Source organism: Burkholderia sp. AU18528, assembly GCF_002223215.2.
In the GTDB taxonomy this organism is placed as follows: Bacteria; Pseudomonadota; Gammaproteobacteria; order Burkholderiales; family Burkholderiaceae; genus Burkholderia; species Burkholderia semiarida.
The window spans coordinates 1,705,578-1,722,941 of the sequence record NZ_NKFC02000006.1 but is presented as its reverse complement, the minus strand read 5'-3'; the positions used below and the strand labels follow the sequence as shown (position 1 = coordinate 1,722,941).

19 protein-coding genes and 1 pseudogene are annotated in these 17,364 nt (G+C 68.2%); 13 read left to right on the top strand and 7 right to left on the bottom strand.

What is annotated here, in order from left to right; all coding sequences use genetic code 11:
* Window positions 1-15 precede the first annotated feature (15 nt).
* The 5 genes from CFB52_RS24695 to speD are packed head-to-tail and all read left to right on the top strand — an operon-like array spanning window position 16 to window position 3,553.
* Window positions 16-402, top strand: coding sequence for a DUF350 domain-containing protein (locus tag CFB52_RS24695; protein ID WP_099317695.1), 387 nt, complete (start codon window positions 16-18; stop codon window positions 400-402).
* A 27-nt stretch (window positions 403-429) separates the two neighbouring features.
* Window positions 430-1,470: an SPFH domain-containing protein gene (locus CFB52_RS24690; RefSeq protein WP_099317694.1), complete on the top strand. Its 1,041-nt coding sequence runs from the start codon at window positions 430-432 to the stop codon at window positions 1,468-1,470.
* Window positions 1,471-1,479: 9 nt separating this feature from the next.
* Complete coding sequence (locus CFB52_RS24685; RefSeq protein ID WP_099317693.1) at window positions 1,480-2,994, top strand: DUF4178 domain-containing protein; 1,515 nt, start codon at window positions 1,480-1,482, stop codon at window positions 2,992-2,994.
* A complete protein-coding gene (locus CFB52_RS34765) occupies window positions 2,991-3,140 on the top strand; it encodes a hypothetical protein (protein WP_155634559.1) in 150 nt (49 codons plus the stop codon). The genes CFB52_RS24685 and CFB52_RS34765 overlap by 4 nt, the downstream gene beginning before the upstream one ends.
* Window positions 3,137-3,553 (top strand): adenosylmethionine decarboxylase, encoded by a 417-nt coding sequence (gene speD, locus CFB52_RS24680; RefSeq protein ID WP_099317692.1) that lies wholly within the window; start codon window positions 3,137-3,139, stop codon window positions 3,551-3,553. Before CFB52_RS34765 ends, speD begins: the two co-directional genes overlap by 4 nt.
* On the opposite strand, the gene CFB52_RS24675 is transcribed toward speD, so the two are convergent.
* Entirely contained in the window at window positions 3,516-3,968 is a 453-nt protein-coding gene (locus tag CFB52_RS24675) for an SRPBCC family protein (protein WP_099317691.1), read from the bottom strand. The genes speD and CFB52_RS24675 overlap by 38 nt on opposite strands.
* A 191-nt stretch (window positions 3,969-4,159) precedes the next feature.
* Here CFB52_RS24675 and CFB52_RS24670 point away from each other — a divergent pair, with 191 nt between their 5' ends.
* On the top strand, window positions 4,160-5,200 hold the full coding sequence (locus CFB52_RS24670; RefSeq protein WP_099317690.1) for a bifunctional nicotinamide-nucleotide adenylyltransferase/Nudix hydroxylase: 1,041 nt from the start codon (window positions 4,160-4,162) through the stop codon (window positions 5,198-5,200).
* Window positions 5,201-5,273: 73 nt separating this feature from the next.
* Window positions 5,274-6,707 carry a nicotinate phosphoribosyltransferase gene (locus CFB52_RS24665; protein ID WP_059584662.1) on the top strand — a complete coding sequence of 478 codons (1,434 nt, stop codon included), beginning with the start codon at window positions 5,274-5,276 and terminating at the stop codon, window positions 6,705-6,707.
* Between the two features lie 42 nt (window positions 6,708-6,749).
* On the opposite strand, the gene CFB52_RS24660 is transcribed toward CFB52_RS24665, so the two are convergent.
* Window positions 6,750-8,213, bottom strand: a complete 1,464-nt coding sequence (locus CFB52_RS24660) for a PLP-dependent aminotransferase family protein (protein ID WP_099317689.1) — start codon at window positions 8,211-8,213, stop codon at window positions 6,750-6,752.
* Window positions 8,214-8,337: 124 nt separating this feature from the next.
* Here CFB52_RS24660 and CFB52_RS24655 point away from each other — a divergent pair, with 124 nt between their 5' ends.
* Window positions 8,338-9,225 (top strand): DMT family transporter, encoded by an 888-nt coding sequence (locus CFB52_RS24655; protein WP_099317688.1) that lies wholly within the window; start codon window positions 8,338-8,340, stop codon window positions 9,223-9,225.
* 132 nt (window positions 9,226-9,357) lie between these two features.
* Here the strand turns inward: CFB52_RS24655 and lysA are convergent, their stop codons facing one another.
* Window positions 9,358-10,605 (bottom strand): diaminopimelate decarboxylase, encoded by a 1,248-nt coding sequence (lysA, locus tag CFB52_RS24650; protein WP_099317687.1) that lies wholly within the window; start codon window positions 10,603-10,605, stop codon window positions 9,358-9,360.
* Window positions 10,606-10,713: 108 nt separating this feature from the next.
* Here lysA and CFB52_RS24645 point away from each other — a divergent pair, with 108 nt between their 5' ends.
* Window positions 10,714-11,628, top strand: a complete 915-nt coding sequence (locus CFB52_RS24645) for a LysR family transcriptional regulator (RefSeq protein ID WP_059639790.1) — start codon at window positions 10,714-10,716, stop codon at window positions 11,626-11,628.
* Between the two features lie 60 nt (window positions 11,629-11,688).
* Complete coding sequence (locus tag CFB52_RS24640) at window positions 11,689-12,288, top strand: GNAT family N-acetyltransferase (RefSeq protein ID WP_059584669.1); 600 nt, start codon at window positions 11,689-11,691, stop codon at window positions 12,286-12,288.
* 111 nt (window positions 12,289-12,399) lie between these two features.
* On the opposite strand, the gene CFB52_RS24635 is transcribed toward CFB52_RS24640, so the two are convergent.
* Window positions 12,400-12,978 carry a DUF4142 domain-containing protein gene (locus CFB52_RS24635; protein ID WP_059584671.1) on the bottom strand — a complete coding sequence of 193 codons (579 nt, stop codon included), beginning with the start codon at window positions 12,976-12,978 and terminating at the stop codon, window positions 12,400-12,402.
* Between the two features lie 385 nt (window positions 12,979-13,363).
* Complete coding sequence (locus tag CFB52_RS24630; protein WP_099317686.1) at window positions 13,364-13,987, bottom strand: HAD hydrolase-like protein; 624 nt, start codon at window positions 13,985-13,987, stop codon at window positions 13,364-13,366.
* A gap of 162 nt (window positions 13,988-14,149) precedes the next feature.
* Between CFB52_RS24630 and CFB52_RS35210 the strand changes: the two genes are divergently transcribed.
* On the top strand, window positions 14,150-14,593 hold the full coding sequence (locus tag CFB52_RS35210) for a GNAT family N-acetyltransferase (protein WP_104012625.1): 444 nt from the start codon (window positions 14,150-14,152) through the stop codon (window positions 14,591-14,593).
* 57 nt (window positions 14,594-14,650) lie between these two features.
* Complete coding sequence (locus CFB52_RS35205; RefSeq protein ID WP_006480837.1) at window positions 14,651-14,869, top strand: DUF1653 domain-containing protein; 219 nt, start codon at window positions 14,651-14,653, stop codon at window positions 14,867-14,869.
* Window positions 14,870-14,896: 27 nt separating this feature from the next.
* On the opposite strand, the gene atpC is transcribed toward CFB52_RS35205, so the two are convergent.
* Entirely contained in the window at window positions 14,897-15,355 is a 459-nt protein-coding gene (atpC, locus tag CFB52_RS24620) for an ATP synthase F1 subunit epsilon (RefSeq protein WP_099317685.1), read from the bottom strand.
* A gap of 10 nt (window positions 15,356-15,365) precedes the next feature.
* Complete coding sequence (atpG, locus tag CFB52_RS24615; protein ID WP_099317684.1) at window positions 15,366-16,235, bottom strand: ATP synthase F1 subunit gamma; 870 nt, start codon at window positions 16,233-16,235, stop codon at window positions 15,366-15,368.
* Between the two features lie 121 nt (window positions 16,236-16,356).
* On the opposite strand from atpG, the pseudogene CFB52_RS24610 reads away from it, so the two are divergent.
* Window positions 16,357-17,355 (top strand): annotated as a pseudogene (locus CFB52_RS24610) (phosphate acetyltransferase); the annotation flags it as partial.
* Window positions 17,356-17,364: the final 9 nt, after the last annotated feature.

Sequence of the window (17,364 nt, the reverse complement as noted above, 5' to 3'; positions counted from 1 at the left end):
AATCCGAGGAAAAGAATGAATAGTGCCTATCTTTATGCGGTTCATTTACTGTCGGCGTTCGTGCTGCTTCTTGTGTTCGCGGCAGTGTACCTGAAGGTCACCCCGTTCGACGAACTCGCGCTGATCCGCGACGGCAACGCGGCCGCGACGCTGTCGTTCGGCGGCGCGCTGATCGGCTTCTGCCTGACGCTCGCGTCCAGCATCGCGCACAATTCCACGCTCGGCGAAGTCGTGATCTGGGCCGTCGGCGCGATGATCGTGCAACTGATCACCTATGTGGTGCTGACGCGCGTGATGCCCGGCATGAATCATGCGATCGAGGATCGCAACGTCGCGATGGGCGGCCTGATGGGCACCGCGTCGCTCGTCGTCGGCATCATCAATGCCGCCTGCCTGACCTGACGCGCCACGCGCTTCGAGGAGACCGACATGAGTCTGGGTTCATTCATCCGCAAGCAGTTCATCGATGTCCTGCAATGGACGGAAGACACCGACGGCGTGCTGGCCTGGCGCTATCCGATGGAAGACCAGGAAATCCAGTACGGCGGCAAGCTGACCGTGCGCGAAACGCAGGTCGCGATCTTCGTCAACGAGGGCAAGGTTGCCGACGTGTTCCACCCGGGGCTCTATACGCTGGAAACGCGCACGCTGCCGGTGCTCACGAACCTGAAGAACTGGGACAAATTCTTTCAGTCGCCTTTCAAGTCGGACGTCTACTTCTTCAGCACGCGGTTGCAGCTCGGCCGGCGGTGGGGCACCGCGCAGCCGGTAACGATCCGCGATCGCGAATTCGGCTTCGTGCAACTGCGCGCGTTCGGCATCTACTCGTACCGGATCGTCGATGCGGCCGCGTTCCATCGCGAGGTCAGCGGCACGCGCGCGGCCTATACGGTCGACGATCTCGAGCAGCAACTGCGCAATCTGGTCGTCACCGCGATGAGCACGACGTTCGGCTCGGCCGACGTGCCGTTCGTCGACATGGCCGCGAACCAGTCGCTGCTGTCGCAGCGTGTCGCCGACGCGCTGGTGCCGGTGTTCACGCGCTACGGGCTCGCGCTCGACGCGTTCGCGGTCGAGAGCGTGTCGCTGCCGGCCGAGCTGCAAAAGGCCCTCGATCTGCGGATCGGAGCGGGGATGGCCGGCGATCTCGCGCGCGCCACGCAATACCAGACCGCGCAGGCGATTCCGCTCGCCGCGCAAAACCCGGGCGGCATCGCCGGGGTCGGCGCGGGGCTGGCCGCCGGTGCGGCGATCGGCCAGGCGATGGCCGGCCAGATCGCGGGCGCCGCGCAACCGGCGCAGGCTGCGCCGCCCGCGCCCGTTGCGGCGCCGATCGCCGCGGCAGCGGCCGACGGTACCGATTACGTGCAGCGGCTCGAGCAGTTGAAGGCGCTGCTCGACAAGGGCCTCGTGACCGAAGACGAATATTCGCGCGCGAAGGCCGAGATCCTCGCGAAGCTCACGCGGTAAGCGTCGCGCATGTTCCGTACCTCGTGCCCCCAATGCGGCGCGCCGGTCGAGTTTCGCTCGGCCGCGGCGGTGATGGCCGTCTGCACGTTCTGCCGCAGCACGCTGCTCAAGCGTGGCGCCGACGTCGAGCGCATCGGCGAACTGGCCACGGTGCTCGACGATGCATCGCCGATCCAGATCGGCACGGCCGGGCGCTACGGTAACCGCGTGTTCACGGTGCTCGGCCGCATCCAGATGACCTACGACGCCGGTGCGTGGAGCGAATGGTACGTCGTGTTCGACGACGGCGCGTTCGGATGGCTGTCGGATGCGTCGGGCCAGTACGCGATCACGGTGCGCGAACCCGACGATGCGGCAGGCCGAGCGTGGCCCGCATTCGGCACGCTCGAACCGGGCATGCGGATCGACCACGGCGGCCGCGCATATCTGGTGTCCGACGTGCGTACCGCACGCTGCACGGGCGGCGACGGCGAGCTGCCGTTCCGCGTCGATGCCGGGTGGGAAGCGCGCGTCGTCGACCTGCGCACCGGCAATGCATTCGCGACCTACGACTATTCCGACGCCGAGTCGAACGGCGGCATTCCGGCCGTCTATTCGGGCGAGGCGCTGGAATTCGATGCGCTCGCGTTCACGGGCTTGCGCGATACCGAAAACGATATGCGCGAGAAACGCGGCGCGGAGATGGTGCCGTTCGCGTGCCCGAGCTGCGGTGCGCCACTGTCCTATGCGCCGAACGTGGCCGACTACGTCGTGTGCGGCAACTGCCACGCGGGCGTGCAGTGCACGGCCGAGCAGCAGACCGTGTTCGCGGCGCAGCGCAAGCTCGAATCGGTGAAGGGCGCGCTCGAACTCGGCGCGATCGGCACGTTCGACGGCGTGAAGTACACGGTGATCGGCATGATGCGCTGCCGGGTGCCGGGCGACGCCGAGACATGGGACGAATACCTGCTGCTGAACCCGAAGCGCGGCTTCCTGTGGCTGGTGCAAAGCGAAGGGCGCTGGGAGCGCGTGCAGGTGCTCGACCATTGGCCGACGATCGGCGGCGAATCCAGCGTGACCGATGGCGGCAAGACCTACCGTTTGCGCGAGGAATACGAATCGGAGGTCGTCTACGTGGTCGGGGCATTCAACTGGCGCGTGCAGGCGGGCGACCGCACGTCGATCGTCGACTATGGCTGGCAGAAGGACAAGCTGACGCGCGAGCGCAGTGATGCGGAGATCGTCTGGTCGCGTGCGCGGCCGCTGTCGGGCAGCGCGCTCGCCGAGCGTTTCGGCACGCCGGCGCTTGCGACAGCCGTCGCGGCTGCCGCGGGCGCCACCGAATCGACGGGCCTGTTCGGCAGGAAGGGGCCGCACAGTTTCGCGCCGCTGCCGTTCATGTTCAGCGCGTTGCTCGTGATCTTCAACCTGGGTTCGCTGTTCTCGTTTACCGGACGCTCCGTCTACGTGCTGGTCGGCCTGCTGGTGCTGTGGCTGCCGGAATGGCTGTGGGCGCGTTTTGCGTCGGACGGGGGCAACGCGTGATTCGGTACATCCTTTACGGCATCTACGGCCTGATCGTCGTCACGCTGTTCAGTTGCGCGTCGATCGGCGGCGGCGGTTCGGGCGGCGGCGGGTGGGGCAGTTCCTCGGCGCGCAGCGGCTACTCGTCGTACGGGTCGCACAAATGACCGCGCGCGACGGGATCGCGCCGCCCTGCGCGGTGCTCGGCTCGCACGTGCTGGCCGACCTGGCCGGCATCGACGCGGCGCTGCTGCGCGACGCCGCGCGGCTCGAGGCGATCCTCACCGACGCGGCGCAACGGGCCGGCGCGCGCGTGATCGGCGCGCACTTCCACCATTTCGGCGGCGAGCATGGCGTGACGGGCGTCGTGCTGCTGGCGGAGTCGCACATCACGATCCATACGTGGCCCGAGCATCGTTTCGCGGCCGTCGACGCGTTCATGTGCGGCGCGGCGCGCGCGGCCGATGCCGTCGATGCGATCGCCACGGCGCTCGGCACGCATGCGCAGGTTCGGCAGCAGGTGGCGCGCGGCGGCGTGCCGATCAGCGCGGCAGCGCTTCGGCTTCGGCCCAGCGCTTGAACGAATCGAGACGCCGGCGCGTGTGCACGAGATAGAACGCGCCGATCAGCGGCTCCAGCAGCCAGCGCAGCCACGACGGCTGCGCCCGGAAGTGGTACGTGAACTTCACCTCGGTCGACCCGGGCGTGTGCTCGGTGAAGTTCCAGCTGCCGCTGAAGCGTTCGAGCACCTTCGGTCCTTCGACCATTTCGACGGCGGCGACCTGCGGCGGACGGTACGAGATGTAGCGCGACACCATCGTCGCGCCCGACCGGCTGCGGCAGAACGCGTCGACGCCGACGTCGGCGGTCGTTCCGTCGGGCAGATACGCATCGATGAGGAAGTTGTCCCACACGAGCCGCCGGCCGTAGTCCTGCGACCACGTGAAGAGGCGCCTGCGATCGACGTCGACGGTCCGGCTGACTGAGATCCTCATGAGGGTGGGCGCCAGGTTGCGGAATGGGATGAAATCGAGTGTAACGCGCCAATAAACGGTGTTTCGTCAGACTTCGTCAAGTCGAGTGCGGGCTCGACCCTGCTCGATTGACGTACCTCGGGATTTCCCCTAGGATTCGTTTCAACCCTTCGGGACAGACCCGGAGCGTTTCAATCTCTTGAGGGAGCCTCATGAGTACGCAACAGAACCGGCGCTTCGACGCGCTCGTTTTCATTGGTCGTTTACAGCCTCCGCATCGTGGTCACCTGAACGTGCTGAAGTCGGCACTGAGCCGGGCCGAGCGCGTGTGCGTGCTGATCGGGTCGACCGACAAGCCCCGCACCATCAAGGATCCGTTCTCGTTCGACGAGCGCCGGCAGATGCTGGCTTCGCTGCTCGACGCGTCCGAGCGCGACCGCGTGACGATCGCGCCGCTGCAGGATTCGACCTACAACGACGGCGACTGGGTGCGCTGGGTGCAGGACGCGGTTGCCTCCGCGCTCGGCGACGTCGCGCAGCGCAAGGTCGGGCTGATCGGCCACGAGAAGGACGCCACGTCGTACTACCTGCGGATGTTCCCGCAATGGGAGCTCGTCGACGTCGACGCGACGGAAGACATTTCCGCGACCGAAATCCGCGACCAGTATTTCGCCGAACGAACCAACAGCTTCGTGCAGTGGGCCGTGCCGGAACCCGTGTTCGGCTGGCTCGAGCGGTTCCGCACGCAGCCGGAATTCGCGCAACTGAAGTCGGAAGCCGAATTCATCGCCGCGTATCGCAAGGCGTGGGCGGCCGCGCCGTATCCCGTCACGTTCGTGACGGTCGACGCGGTGGTCGTGCACTCGGGGCATATCCTGCTCGTGCGCCGCCGCAGCGAACCGGGCCGCGGCCTGTGGGCGCTGCCGGGCGGTTTCGTGAACCAGGACGAACGGCTCGATGCGGCCTGCATCCGCGAATTGCGCGAGGAAACCGGGCTCAAGCTGCCGGAGCCGGTGCTGCGCGGCTCGATCAAGGATCGCCAGGTGTTCGATCACCCGACGCGCTCGCTGCGCGGCCGCACGATCACGCATGCGTGCCTGTTCAACTTTCCGACCGGCGAGCTGCCGCGCGTGAAGGGCAGCGACGACGCTGACAAGGCGCGCTGGGTCCCGCTCAACGAATTCGCGCAGATGCGCAACGTGATGTTCGAGGATCACTTCGACATCGCGTATCACTTCCTGGGGAAGCTGTGACGCGCTGATTCCCCGCATCCGGTCCGCCGCGACAGACGCGGCGGCACTTCAACGGCCTAGAGGAGCTCTAGCCATGCAAAACGTTCCCGGCGGCTTTGCCGCGGTTCTCGCCAATCCGATTCTCAACACGGATTCGTACAAGGCTTCCCACTTCCTGCAATATCCGCCGGATGCATCGGCGATGTTCTCGTACGTCGAATCGCGCGGCGGCCGCTACGACCGCACGCTGTTCTTCGGCCTGCAGATGCTGCTGAAGGAGTATCTGTGCAAGCCCGTTACGCACGCGATGATCGACGAGGCGCGCGATTTCTTCACCGTGCACGGCGAGCCGTTCAACGAAGCCGGATGGCGCCATATCGTCGAACGCCACGACGGCTACCTGCCGGTGAAGATCCGCGCGGTGCCGGAGGGGTCGATCGTGCCGGTGCACAACGTGCTGATGACGGTCGAATGCGACGATCCGCAGGTGTTCTGGCTCGCGTCGTATCTCGAGACGATGCTGTTGCGCGTCTGGTATCCGGTGACGGTGGCGACCCGCAGCTGGCACCTGCGGCAGACGATTCGCCGCTTCCTCGACAAGACCGACGACGATCTCGCGCAACTGCCGTTCAAGCTGCACGACTTCGGCGCGCGCGGCGTGTCGAGCGCGGAATCGGCCGCGATCGGCGGCGCCGCGCACCTCGTGAGCTTCATGGGTTCGGACACGGTGCTCGGCGTGCTGGCCGCGAACCGCTTCTATCGCGAGCCGATGGCCGCGTACTCGGTGCCGGCGGCCGAGCACAGCACGATCACGTCGTGGGGGCGCGAAGGCGAGGCCGATGCGTACCGCAACATGATCGCCCGCTTCGGTTTGCCGGGCGCGATCGTATCGGTCGTGTCGGACTCCTACGATCTGTTCGCCGCGCTGGAGATGTGGGGCGGCCCGCTGCGCCAGGCGGTGATCGATTCGGGCGCGACGCTCGTCGTGCGTCCCGATTCCGGCGACCCGGTGACGATCGTGCTGCAAACGGTGCGTGCGCTCGACGCGTCGTTCGGCTCGACGGTGAACGGCAAAGGGCGGCGCGTGCTGAACCGCGTGCGCGTGATCCAGGGCGATGGGGTCGACGAGCAGTCGATCGAGGCGATCCTCGTCGCGCTCGACGAGGCCGGCTACGCGGCCGGCAACGTGGTGTTCGGCATGGGCGGCGCGTTGTTGCAGCGCGTGAACCGCGATACGCAGCGCTTCGCGATGAAGTGCTCGGCGATCCGGCGTGGCGACGTATGGCATGACGTCCGGAAGGACCCGGCCACCGATCAGGGCAAGCGCTCGAAGAAGGGGCGGCTCACGCTGCTGCGCAATCGCCGCACCGGCGAGTATCGGACGGTGACGCTGCCGGTTGCGTGGGACGATCGCACGCTGGAAGGCGAATGGGACGAAGCGCTCGAGACGGTGTTCGACACCGGCCGTCTGCTCGTCGATACGTCGTTCGCCGAGGTGCGGGCGAGGGCGCACGCGGGCGAGGTGTGACGCGGGCGGCGGGGTCTCTCGCCGCCGTGCGGCCGGCTTGCGTCAATTGCCGGCCGGCACATCGCCGCGCGCCACCACTCGCGCCGCCTCCATCGCGCGCGCCAGTGCATCGAACACCGCCGGCCCCTTGCAGCGCGACACGTTGAAGCGCATGTACGACGTCGCGCTGCGCGACGCGCTGAACACGTCGCCCGGCGCGAGCACCACGTCGTGGTCCAGCGCATGACGTGCGACGCGCGCGGCATCGAGCCCGTCCGGCAATTGCGCCCACACGAACAACCCGCCGCGCGGCTCGGTCCAGATTTCGAGCCCGGCCCGTGCGAGACGCCGGATCGTTTCGCCCATCGCATCCGCGAGACGCTCGCGCAGGCTGTCGAGATGGCGCCGGTACGTACCGTCGATCAGCAGCCGGTGCACGACGTTCGCGCCGATCTGCGCGTTGCCGAACGACGTCGCGAGCTTCAGGTCGACGAGCGCGTCGATCCATTCCGGGCGCGCGGCGACATAGCCGCAGCGGATCGCGGCCGACAGCGTCTTCGAGAAGCTGCCGATCGACACGACGCGCGACAGCCCGTCGAACGCCGCGAGGCGCGGCGCGGGCGTGCTCTCGAAATCCGCGAAGATGTCGTCCTCGACGATCAGCAGCCCGTGCTCGGCCGCGAGCGTCAGCAGCCGGTGCGCGACGGGCGGCGCGAGCGTCGCGCCGGTCGGGTTGTGCAGCGCGGCGTTGGTGATGTACAGGCGCGGCCGATGCTCGGCGAGCACCTGTTCGAAGCGCACGAGATCGGGGCCGTTCGGCGTGAACGGCACGCTGACGATCCGTGCGCGGTGCGCGCGCAGCAGCGCCTGGAAGTTGAAGTAGCACGGATCGTCGAGCACGACCGTATCGCCGGGCTCCAGCAGCAGGCGGCACACGAGGTCGAGCGCGTGCGTGCCGCCGTCGGTCAGCATGATCTGCGCGGGTTCCGCGTGGACGCCGTGCTGCGCGAGCCGCCACGCGAGCTGCTGGCGCAGCGCGGGCAGGCCGAGCGGCGTCGCATAGTCGGTCAGCGCGTCGGATTCGTCGCGCGACACGGCGCGCAGCGCGCGACGCAGGCTTTCGTCGGGCAGCCACGACGACGGCAACCATCCGCAGCCGGGCTTTACCGACGTCGGTGCCGCTTCGAGCGACTGGCGCGACAGCCACAGCGGATCGAGCTCGCGATCGAGGCGCGGGCCGAGCTCCGCGAGCGCGAGCGGCGGGGCGTGCCCCGACACGTAGAAGCCCGAGCCGCGCCGGGCGACGAGCACGGCTTCGCTCGCGAGCCGCTCATACGCATCGACGACCGTCGATTTCGACACGCCGAGCGCGTCGGCCATCATCCGGATCGACGGCACGCGCGCGCCGGGCATCAGCGCACGGCTCGCGATCCGTGCGCGCAACGTGTCCATGACGGTTTCCACACGCGTGCGCGACGGCGCGGGCGGAGCGGGAATCGGGACGGGAAGCGGGGCGGAATGGCGCATGGCGAACGATGAACTGTACGGCCGGTTGTCCAGTACAGTTTGTGTGAATTGTATTGGGCTGTAGCTTACGCCGTTTTGGCCGGCGGCGGATCATCGGTCATCCCCTTTCCCATCAGGATCGACCGTGCAGAAAACGACCGACGGATGGCTCAGCGGCCTGCTGGGCGTCATCATCTTCAGTGGCTCGCTGCCCGCGACGCGCGTCGCGGTGCAAGGGCTCGACCCGCTGTTCCTTACGTTCGCCCGCGCGACGATCGCCGGCGCGCTCGGCCTGCTGCTGCTCGTCGTGCTGAAGCAGAAGCGGCCGTCGCGTGCCGAGGCCGTGTCGCTGGCCGTCGTCGCGCTCGGTGTCGTGGTCGGTTTTCCGTTGCTGACGGCGCTTGCGCTGAAGCACGTGACGTCGGCGCATGCGATCGTGTTCGTCGGGCTGCTGCCGCTCGCGACCGCGCTGTTCGGCGTGTGGCGCGGCGGCGAACGGCCGCGGCTGCCGTTCTGGATCTTCTCGATCGTCGGCAGCGGCGCGGTGGCCGCATTTGCGCTGCGCAACGGCGGGCAGGCGTCGGTGGTGGGCGATGCGCTGATGCTGGCCGCGATCGTGGCGTGCGGGCTCGGTTATGCGGAAGGCGCGCGCCTGTCGCGCGAGCTCGGCGGCTGGCAGGTGATCTCGTGGGCGCTCGTGTTGTCGCTGCCGCTGATGCTGCCGCTCGCGTGGCTGACCTGGCCCGCGTCGTTCGACGGCGTCGATGCCGCCGCGCTGTGGGGGCTCGCGTACGTGTCGCTGTTCAGCATGTTGATCGGCTTCGTGTTCTGGTATCGCGGGCTCGCGCTCGGCGGGATCGCGGGCGTCGGCCAGTTGCAGCTGCTGCAGCCGTTCTTCGGCTTCCTGCTCGCGGCCGGGTTTCTGCACGAGACGGTGCCGCCGTCGATGGTCGTCGTGACGGTCGTGGTGGTGGGCTGCGTCGCGGGCGCGAAGTACTTCTCGAAGATGGCGCCCGTGCAGCGCGCGGGGTGACGCAGGTACCGCGGCTTGCCGGGCCTCGGGCTGACATCACCCGGTGCGCGGCTGGCGGCGACCCAACGCAGAACGGCCAGGCCGCCGGTCGCGGCAAGCCTGGCCGTGGTCGTTCGCCACGCCGGACGCGGGTTACTCGAACGTTTCGAGCGCGAGCAATTCGCCGATCGTCTGCCGGCGGCGGATCAGCCGCGGCGTGCCGCGATCGACGAGCACTTCCGGCGCGAGCGGCCGGCTGTTGTAGTTCGACGACATCGACGCGCCGTACGCGCCCGCGTCGTGCAGGAACAGCAGGTCGCCGATCTGCGGCTGCGCGAGCTTGCGGTGCGTGACCACGCCGCCCGCATCCTGCGTGAACACGTCGCCCGATTCGCACAGCGGCCCGGCGATCGCGAGGTCGACGAGCGGCCGGCCGGCAGGCAGCGCGCCATCATGCGCGTGCACCGACACCGCGTGGTAGCTGCCGTACATCGACGGGCGCATCAGATCGTTGAAGCCCGCGTCGATCAGCACGAAATCGTGCTTCGGCCGACGGTTGACGGCCTGCACTTCGGTGACGAGCGTGCCGGCTTCGGCGACGAGAAAGCGGCCCGGTTCGATCTCGATGCGCACCGGGTGGCCGAGATGCCGTTCAATGCGCTTGCGCGCGGCGTCCCACTGGCTGAAGTAGTGGCCGACGTCGACGCGCGGCTCGCCGTCGCGATACGGAATCGACAGGCCGCCGCCGGCCGAGATCGCGTCGATGTCGTGGCCGAGCGACGTGACGAGATCGACCATCGCATCGCACACCTGCGACAGGTGGCCGTAGTCGACGCCCGAACCGATGTGCATGTGGATGCCGACCAGCTTCAGCCCGTACTGGCGCACGATCTCGATCGCGCGCGGTACGTCGTCGATCCAGATGCCGTGCTTGCTCTGCGGGCCGCCGGTGTTGGTCTTGTTGCTGTGGCCGTGGCCGAAGCCCGGGTTGACGCGCAGCCACACGCGGTGGCCGGGCGCGTGCTCGCCGACGCGCGCGAGCATGTCGAGCGAACCGGCGTTCACGGTCACGCCGTGCTTGAGCACCGCCGCGAGCGTCGGGCGGTCGATCAGGTCGGCCGTGAACACGACGCCTTCCGGCTCGCCTGCCTCGCCTGCCGGACTGAACCCCGCCGCGAGGCTGCGCTCGATCTCGCCGAGCGACACGGCGTCGACGCACGCGCCTTCTTCGCGCATCAGCTTCAGGATATGGACGTTCGAGTTCGCCTTCTGCGCATAGCGGATCACGTCGAACTGGCGCAGTTGGGCGATGCGGTCGCGGATGACGTCGGCGTCGTACACCCACAGCGGGGTGCCGTATTGCTGCGCGAGCGCTGCGAGCTGGCGGGAATCGAGGGACATGGCGGATGAATCGGATCGAATGAACGGATAGCCGGATGATGCGCCTGATCGTCTATACAGTAAAATGCCTATATATCGATACTCGATTCATTTCTGATATATACGATCATGCTGACGCACCGTCATATCGAGGTTTTCCGCGCGCTGATGGTCACCGGCAGCACGACCCGGGCGGCCGAGATGCTGTACACGTCGCAACCGACGATCAGCCGCGAGCTCGCGCGGATGGAGCAGGTCGTCGGCTTTGCGCTGTTCGAGCGCGCGCACGGTCGGCTGCGTCCGACGATGGCCGCGCTCACGCTGTTCGACGACGTGCGGCTCGCGTATGTGGGGCTCGAACGCGTCGCGGCGACGGCCGCGCGCCTGCGCGAGTTTCGCGACGGGCAATTGTCGGTGATCGCGCTGCCCGCGTTCTCGCATGCGATCCTGCCCGGTGCGTGCCGGCGCTTTCACGACGCGCATGCGGGCGTCAGCGTGTCGGTCGCGACGCAGGAGTCGCCGGTGCTGGAGGAGTGGTTGACCGCGCAGCGTTACGACCTCGGGCTGACCGAGCACGATGTCGCGCCGGCCGGCACCGTGCTCACGCCGCTGCTGGAAGTCGACGAGGTGTGCGTGCTGCCCGACGGTCATCCGTTGCTCGCGCAGGACGCGATCGACCTGCTGGATCTCGCCGACCGTCCGTTCGTGAGCCTGTCGCTGAACGATCCGTACCGCATCCTGATCGACGAGGCGTTCGCGCAGCTCGGCGTCGCGCCGCGCTCGGTGGTCGACACGCCGTCGGCCGTGTCGGTATGCGCGTTCGTGCGGCAAGGGCTCGGGGCCGCGATCGTCAACCCGCTCACGGCGCTCGATTTCGTCGGCCGCGACCTGCACGTGCGGCCGCTGACGCGTTCGTTTCCGTACCGCGTCAGCCTGATCGTGCCCGAGCACCGGCCGAAGAACCTGCTCGTCGACGCGTTCGCCGATGCACTGCGCGGCGAAGCGAAGGCGATCCGCCGCCGGCTCGCCGCACACCTCGGCTAGCGGCATCGCCGTATGATGGGCGCTGCACCGCCATCGCCGTCATTTCTCCGGAATCCCGTCATGACCGACGCATCGTCTTTCCTCGAACAACCGACCCTTACCGGCGAACGTGTCGTCCTGCGCCCGCTCGACGCATCCGATCGGCAGGCGCTGCTGGACGCCGCGGCCGACGGCGCGTTGTGGAACCTGAAGGTCACGGTCGTGCCGGGTGTGCAGACGGTCGACGCGTACATCGATACGGCGTTGCAGGGGCGGGCGGCCGGCACCGTGATGCCGTTCGTGATCGTCGATCGCGCATCGGGCCGCGCGATCGGCAGCACGCGCTTCTGGAAGATCGATCGCAAGAACCGCAAGCTCGAGATCGGCCATACGTGGCTAAGCGAATCGGCGCAGCGTACGCGTGCGAATACCGAAGCGAAGTGGTTGCTGCTGGCTTATGCGTTCGACACGCTGCAATGCGTGCGCGTGCAGTTCACGACGGACGAACTGAACGAGCGATCGCGCGCGGCGATCCTGAGGCTCGGTGCGAAACAGGAGGGCATCGTGCGTCACGAACGGATCATGCCGGATGGCCGCAAGCGCAACTCGGTACGCTTCAGCATCATCGACGACGAATGGCCGGAAGTGCGGGCGCGGCTCGAGGCGAAGCTGGCGACGTAACGCGGGACGCTTGATGCTTGACGTGCGTCGCGCTGCCGGCAGGGGAGGCGGCCGCGCGACGGCGGGGGAAACGGTGCGCCGCGCACGTGGCGCGGCGCGGCATCGCGGGGGTTACTGCGCCGATGCGAGGTGATGACGCTGCGCGAGCTTTTGCGCGTCCGCGTAGTGCGCCTGCAGGATCGGCAGCGCCTGGCGGGCGACTTCCTTCAGCTTGGTGTCGCGGCCCGACGCGATTTCGGCCTGGAACGCCGAGATCGCCTTCTGCTGGCCGGCGAGCGCGACCTGTTCGATATACGCCTTGTCGAACTCGGCGCCGCGCAGGCTCTTGATGCTGTTCAGCACGGTCGTGTCGGGGTCGTTGGCCGGCACGTCGACGCCGCGCGGGCTCGCCGCGCGCATCGCCTGGATGATCTTCGCATCGTCGGTCGACACGCGTTGCGCGAATGCCTTGACCTGGCTGTCCGACGTGCGCGAATCGGCGATGCGCGCGGCGTCGTGCTGCGTCGACACGGTCTTCGTGCCGTCGGTGATGAAGGTCTGGTCGGCTTCGTGGATGCGCGTCGCGGTCGCGGCCGGCGCGGCCGATGCGCCGGGCGCCGGCTGCGCGGTTTGCGCGGTCGCCGTCACGGCGACGAGAAGCAGGCCGGCGGCAGACAAGGCAACGCGCGAAATGTGGGGGAAGCGGTTCATGGGGACCTCCTTTCGATCGGGGCTCTGGTTGAAAAACGGATCGTGCGATCCGTCGCTGTGCGAGAGAGACCGGGCGCGCCCGGACCGGAGTCGACCGCCGCTCTGCCGCGGCGTCGGTCGAAGTGTTTCCCGGCCCGACTGATTCTAGGAGAGCGGTCGGGTAGCAGGTGCAACCGTGCTGTGGCTTGTGTAACGGTTGGTAAGACGATTCGGTCGGCATGCGCGCAGGCAGGTAGCGCGTACCTGATGCGCATGCCGCGGCGGCAATTTTTGCGTGCGCGTGGCGCATGCAATGCATGAGATGCGCGTGCGTGTCATCGGCATTTGACGGGCGTGATGGCGTCGCGCGAGTGGGCTGCGTAGGTGCGTGGCGTGCGTGAAAGCGCTATACGCGCTCGAGCAGCGCATCGAGGCGCGGCAGCAACGGCATCGCGCAATGCGCCTGCAACGCGTCGGGCGCCGTGTAACCCCACGCGACGCCCTGGAACGCGATACGTGCGCGCCGTGCCGCGTCGGCATCGCGGATTTCGTCGCCGACGTACAGCACTTCGTCGGCGCGCACACCGGCCTCGCGAACGAGCGCGCGCAGCCGGCGCGCCTTGCCGAACAGCGGAATGCCGCATGCGAAATGGTCGACGCGCGCGCCGGCGCGCGGGCCGAGCCGGTCACGCACGATCTCCTCGGTATTCGACGTGGCGATCGCGATGCGGATGCCGCGCGCGGCGAGCGCGTCGAACGTTGCGTCGACGCCGGGAAACAACTGCACGTTCGCGACGCGCGGCCGCATCAGGCGGCGCATGTCGATCGTCACGCGCGGCACTTTCCACATCGGCACGTCGAGCGCGCGGATGATGTCGCGCGCCGACATGCCGCGCAGCGCCGGGCGCAGCTCGGGCGTGGCGTCACGAAAGCCGTGCAGGCGTGACGCTTCCGACAGCGCGGCGAGAAAACTGTCGAGCGAATCGGCGAGTGTGCCGTCGAAGTCGAAGGCGATGAGGCGGTAGGTCATGAAGCAGCGTCGCGGGTTTATTGGGCGGATCCCATTGTCGCCGAATCGAGGGTGGGCAGTGCGGCTGTTCGTCCACGGCGGACCCTGGTACCCCTTGTCCCCCACCCGACAGCGCGGTATCGTCGATGCTCCGCCTTCCGCCCCTCGAACCGGAGAACAGACGTGCCCGCAGCCACCCCCGCCACGCTGAGATTTTCCACCGACAAGCGCGAACTCGACATCGACGCGATCTTCGACTTCCTGCATCGCGATGCATATTGGTCGCAGGGCATTCCGCGCGACGTGGTCGAGCGGGCCATCGAGGGTTCGCTGTGCTTCGGCGCGTATGTCGGCGGCCGGTTCGTCGGTTTCGCGCGGCTCGTCACCGATCATGCGACGTTCGCGTACCTGTGCGACGTGTTCGTGCTGCCGGCCGAACGCGGCAACGGCTACGGCCGCGCGCTGATCGACCATATATTCGCGCAGGAGTGGGTGCAGCGCCTGCGCCGCATCATGCTCGTGACGACCGATGCACACGAACTGTACCGGCCGGTCGGTTTCGGTCCGTCCGCGAACCCCGAGCGGCTGATGGAGATTCGCCGCCCCGACATCTACACGAAACGCTGACGCGCGGCGCAGCGCATACAATACGCGCTTTCCGTTTTTGCCGAAGAGAAGCACACCATGACCGAACAGGAAGCCGAACAGCTCGCGACGCACCGCCACTACAAGGGCGGCCTGTACCGCTACATCGGCGTTGCCCGCCATTCCGAAACCGAGGAATCGGTGGTCGTCTACGAGCATCTGTGGCCGCATGCGCGCGGCCTCTGGGTGCGGCCGGAAGCGATGTTCAACGGCAATCTCGAAGACGGCACGCCGCGTTTTCGCAAGCTGCGCGACTGAGCGGGCGGGCGGCGCCTCAGCCGCCGTCTAGCCGGCGCCGCCCGGCTTATCGTGCGGCGCCTGTTGCCGCAGCGCCATCGCAAAGAAGCGCCGGATTTCATCCATCAGTTCCGCGCGGGCCGACGCGAAATCGAACGCACGCCGGTTTTCGTGCGCGTAGCGCCGGCGCCACTCGTCGGCCGCATGCCGCGCTTCGCGTGCGCGCAGATCGTCGAGTTCGGGCGTGCGCAGCGCGTGATCGGCGATCAGCGTCACGCCTTCGCGGCTGACTTCCAGCACGCCGCCCGCGACGAGCAGGCGGCGATGCTCGCCGGTCGGCGCATCGACGAGCATCACGACGCCCGGCCGAATCCGCGTGAGCAGCGGCGCGTGGTGCGGGTAGATCCCCAGTTCTCCGCTTTCCCCCGGGACGACGACGAAATGCGCGTCGCCGGCATACAGCACCGCTTCCACGCTCACGATGTCGAGCCGCATCGACGTCTTCATGCGTACTCCTTCAGACTGCCGCCGCGCCGGCGACGATTTCGCACAGCTCGGTGGTGATCTGCGCCTGTCGCGTCTTCTGGTACAGGTGCCGCAGTTCGCGCAACACGCGGTCGGCGTTGTCCGTCGCGGTCTGCATGCTGAACATCCGCGCGCATTGCTCGCACGCGTAGTTTTCGACGACGGCCTGATAGAGCGTCGCCTCGACGTAGCGCAGCAGCAACGTGTCGACGACCGGTTTGGGCGCGGGCTCGTACAGATAATCGGACGCGGCCGCGCCGTCGGTCGGCGCGCCGGTGTCGAGCCCTGCGATCGGCAGCATCGCGTCGATGCGCGGCTCGTACGCGAGCGGGCTCGTCAGCCGGTTGTACGCGACGTGCACTTCGTCGAGCTCGCCGTTGACGAACGCGGTCAGCGGCACGAGCAGCGCCCCGAGCAACTGCTCGAAGTGCGGCTCGGCGGCCAGGCCGCCCGCACGGGCCGCGATGGTCGCGCCGTGGCGCAGCAGCGGCGCGAGCCCGCGCGCGCCGATCACGCTCAGTTCGCAGGCGACGCCGGCCCGGTCCCAGCGTTCGAGCGCATTCACGCATTCGACGAGCAATCGCGCATTGAGCGGGCCGCACAGCCCGCGATCGGTGCTGACGACGATCAGGCCGACGCGGCGCACGGTATCGCGGCGCGCCATCAGCGCCGATACGTGGTCGGGGCGGTCGCGCAGCACGCGTTCCGCCATCGCGCCGATGCGCGCCGCGTACGGGCGGAACTCGCGCGCGCGTCGCTGCGCGCTCGCCATCTTGGTGCGCGCCATCATCTCCATCGCCTTGGTGATCTTGCGCGTGGACGAGGTGCTGGCGATCTTCGAGCGGATTTCGCGTGTGTGCATGTCAGGGGGGAGGCGTCGCGGCCATCCGGATGTCATCGTGCGACTTCATGCTATCGGGACTTCACCTGAAACGATTGACTGAAATCAAACGACTTCGCCCGGTCCCGCACCAGAATCCGTTCACGTGATCCTTGCGAAGGGGCAGCCGATGACCGATGTACGCACGCATCAGAAATACGAAGCGCTGATCGCGCGTTGCCGCGCATTACGCCCGGTGACGGTCGCGGTCGCGCATCCTTGCGACGAGGTATCGCTGCACGCGGCGGCCGCCGCCGCTCGGGCCGGCATCGTCGTGCCCGTGCTGGTCGGCCCGGTGGCGCGGATCACGATGCTCGCCGCGACGCTGGGTATCGACCTGTCCGGCTATCGGCTCGTGGATGCGCCGCACAGTCATGCGTCGGCGGCGCGCGCGGTCGAGCTGGTGCGCGCGGGCGACGCGCAGGCGCTGATGAAGGGCAGCCTGCACACCGACGAGTTGCTGGCGGAAGTGGTGCGCGCCGATACGGGGCTGCGCACCGGGCGGCGCCTGAGCCACGTGTTCATCATGGACGTGCCGACTTACCACAAGCCGCTGTTCATCACCGACGCGGCCGTCAATATCCGTCCGACGCTCGAGCAAAAGGCCGACATCGCGCAGAACGCGATCGATCTCGCGCATGCGCTCGGCATCGCCCGGCCGAAGGTGGCGATCCTGTCGGCGGTCGAGACGGTCAGCTCGAAGCTGCCGTCGACGCTCGACGCGGCCGCGCTGTGCAAGATGGCCGAGCGCGGCCAGATCACCGGCGCGCTGCTCGACGGGCCGCTCGCGCTCGACAACGCGATCAGCCCGGAGGCCGCGCGGCTCAAGCATCTCGGTTCCGCGGTGGCGGGCGATGCGGACATCCTGCTCGTGCCCGACCTCGAGGCCGGCAACATGCTCGCGAAGGAACTGACGTTCCTGGCGAATGCCGATGCGGCCGGCATCGTGCTCGGCGCGCGCGTGCCGGTGATCCTGACGAGTCGCGCCGACAGCGAACGCACGCGCCTGGCGAGCTGCGCGGTCGCGGCGCTCGTCGCGGCGGCGGCGCGCGCCACGGCCGCGCCCTTGGCCGCGCCGGCGCTTGCCGCCGACGCACGCTGACGGGGCCGC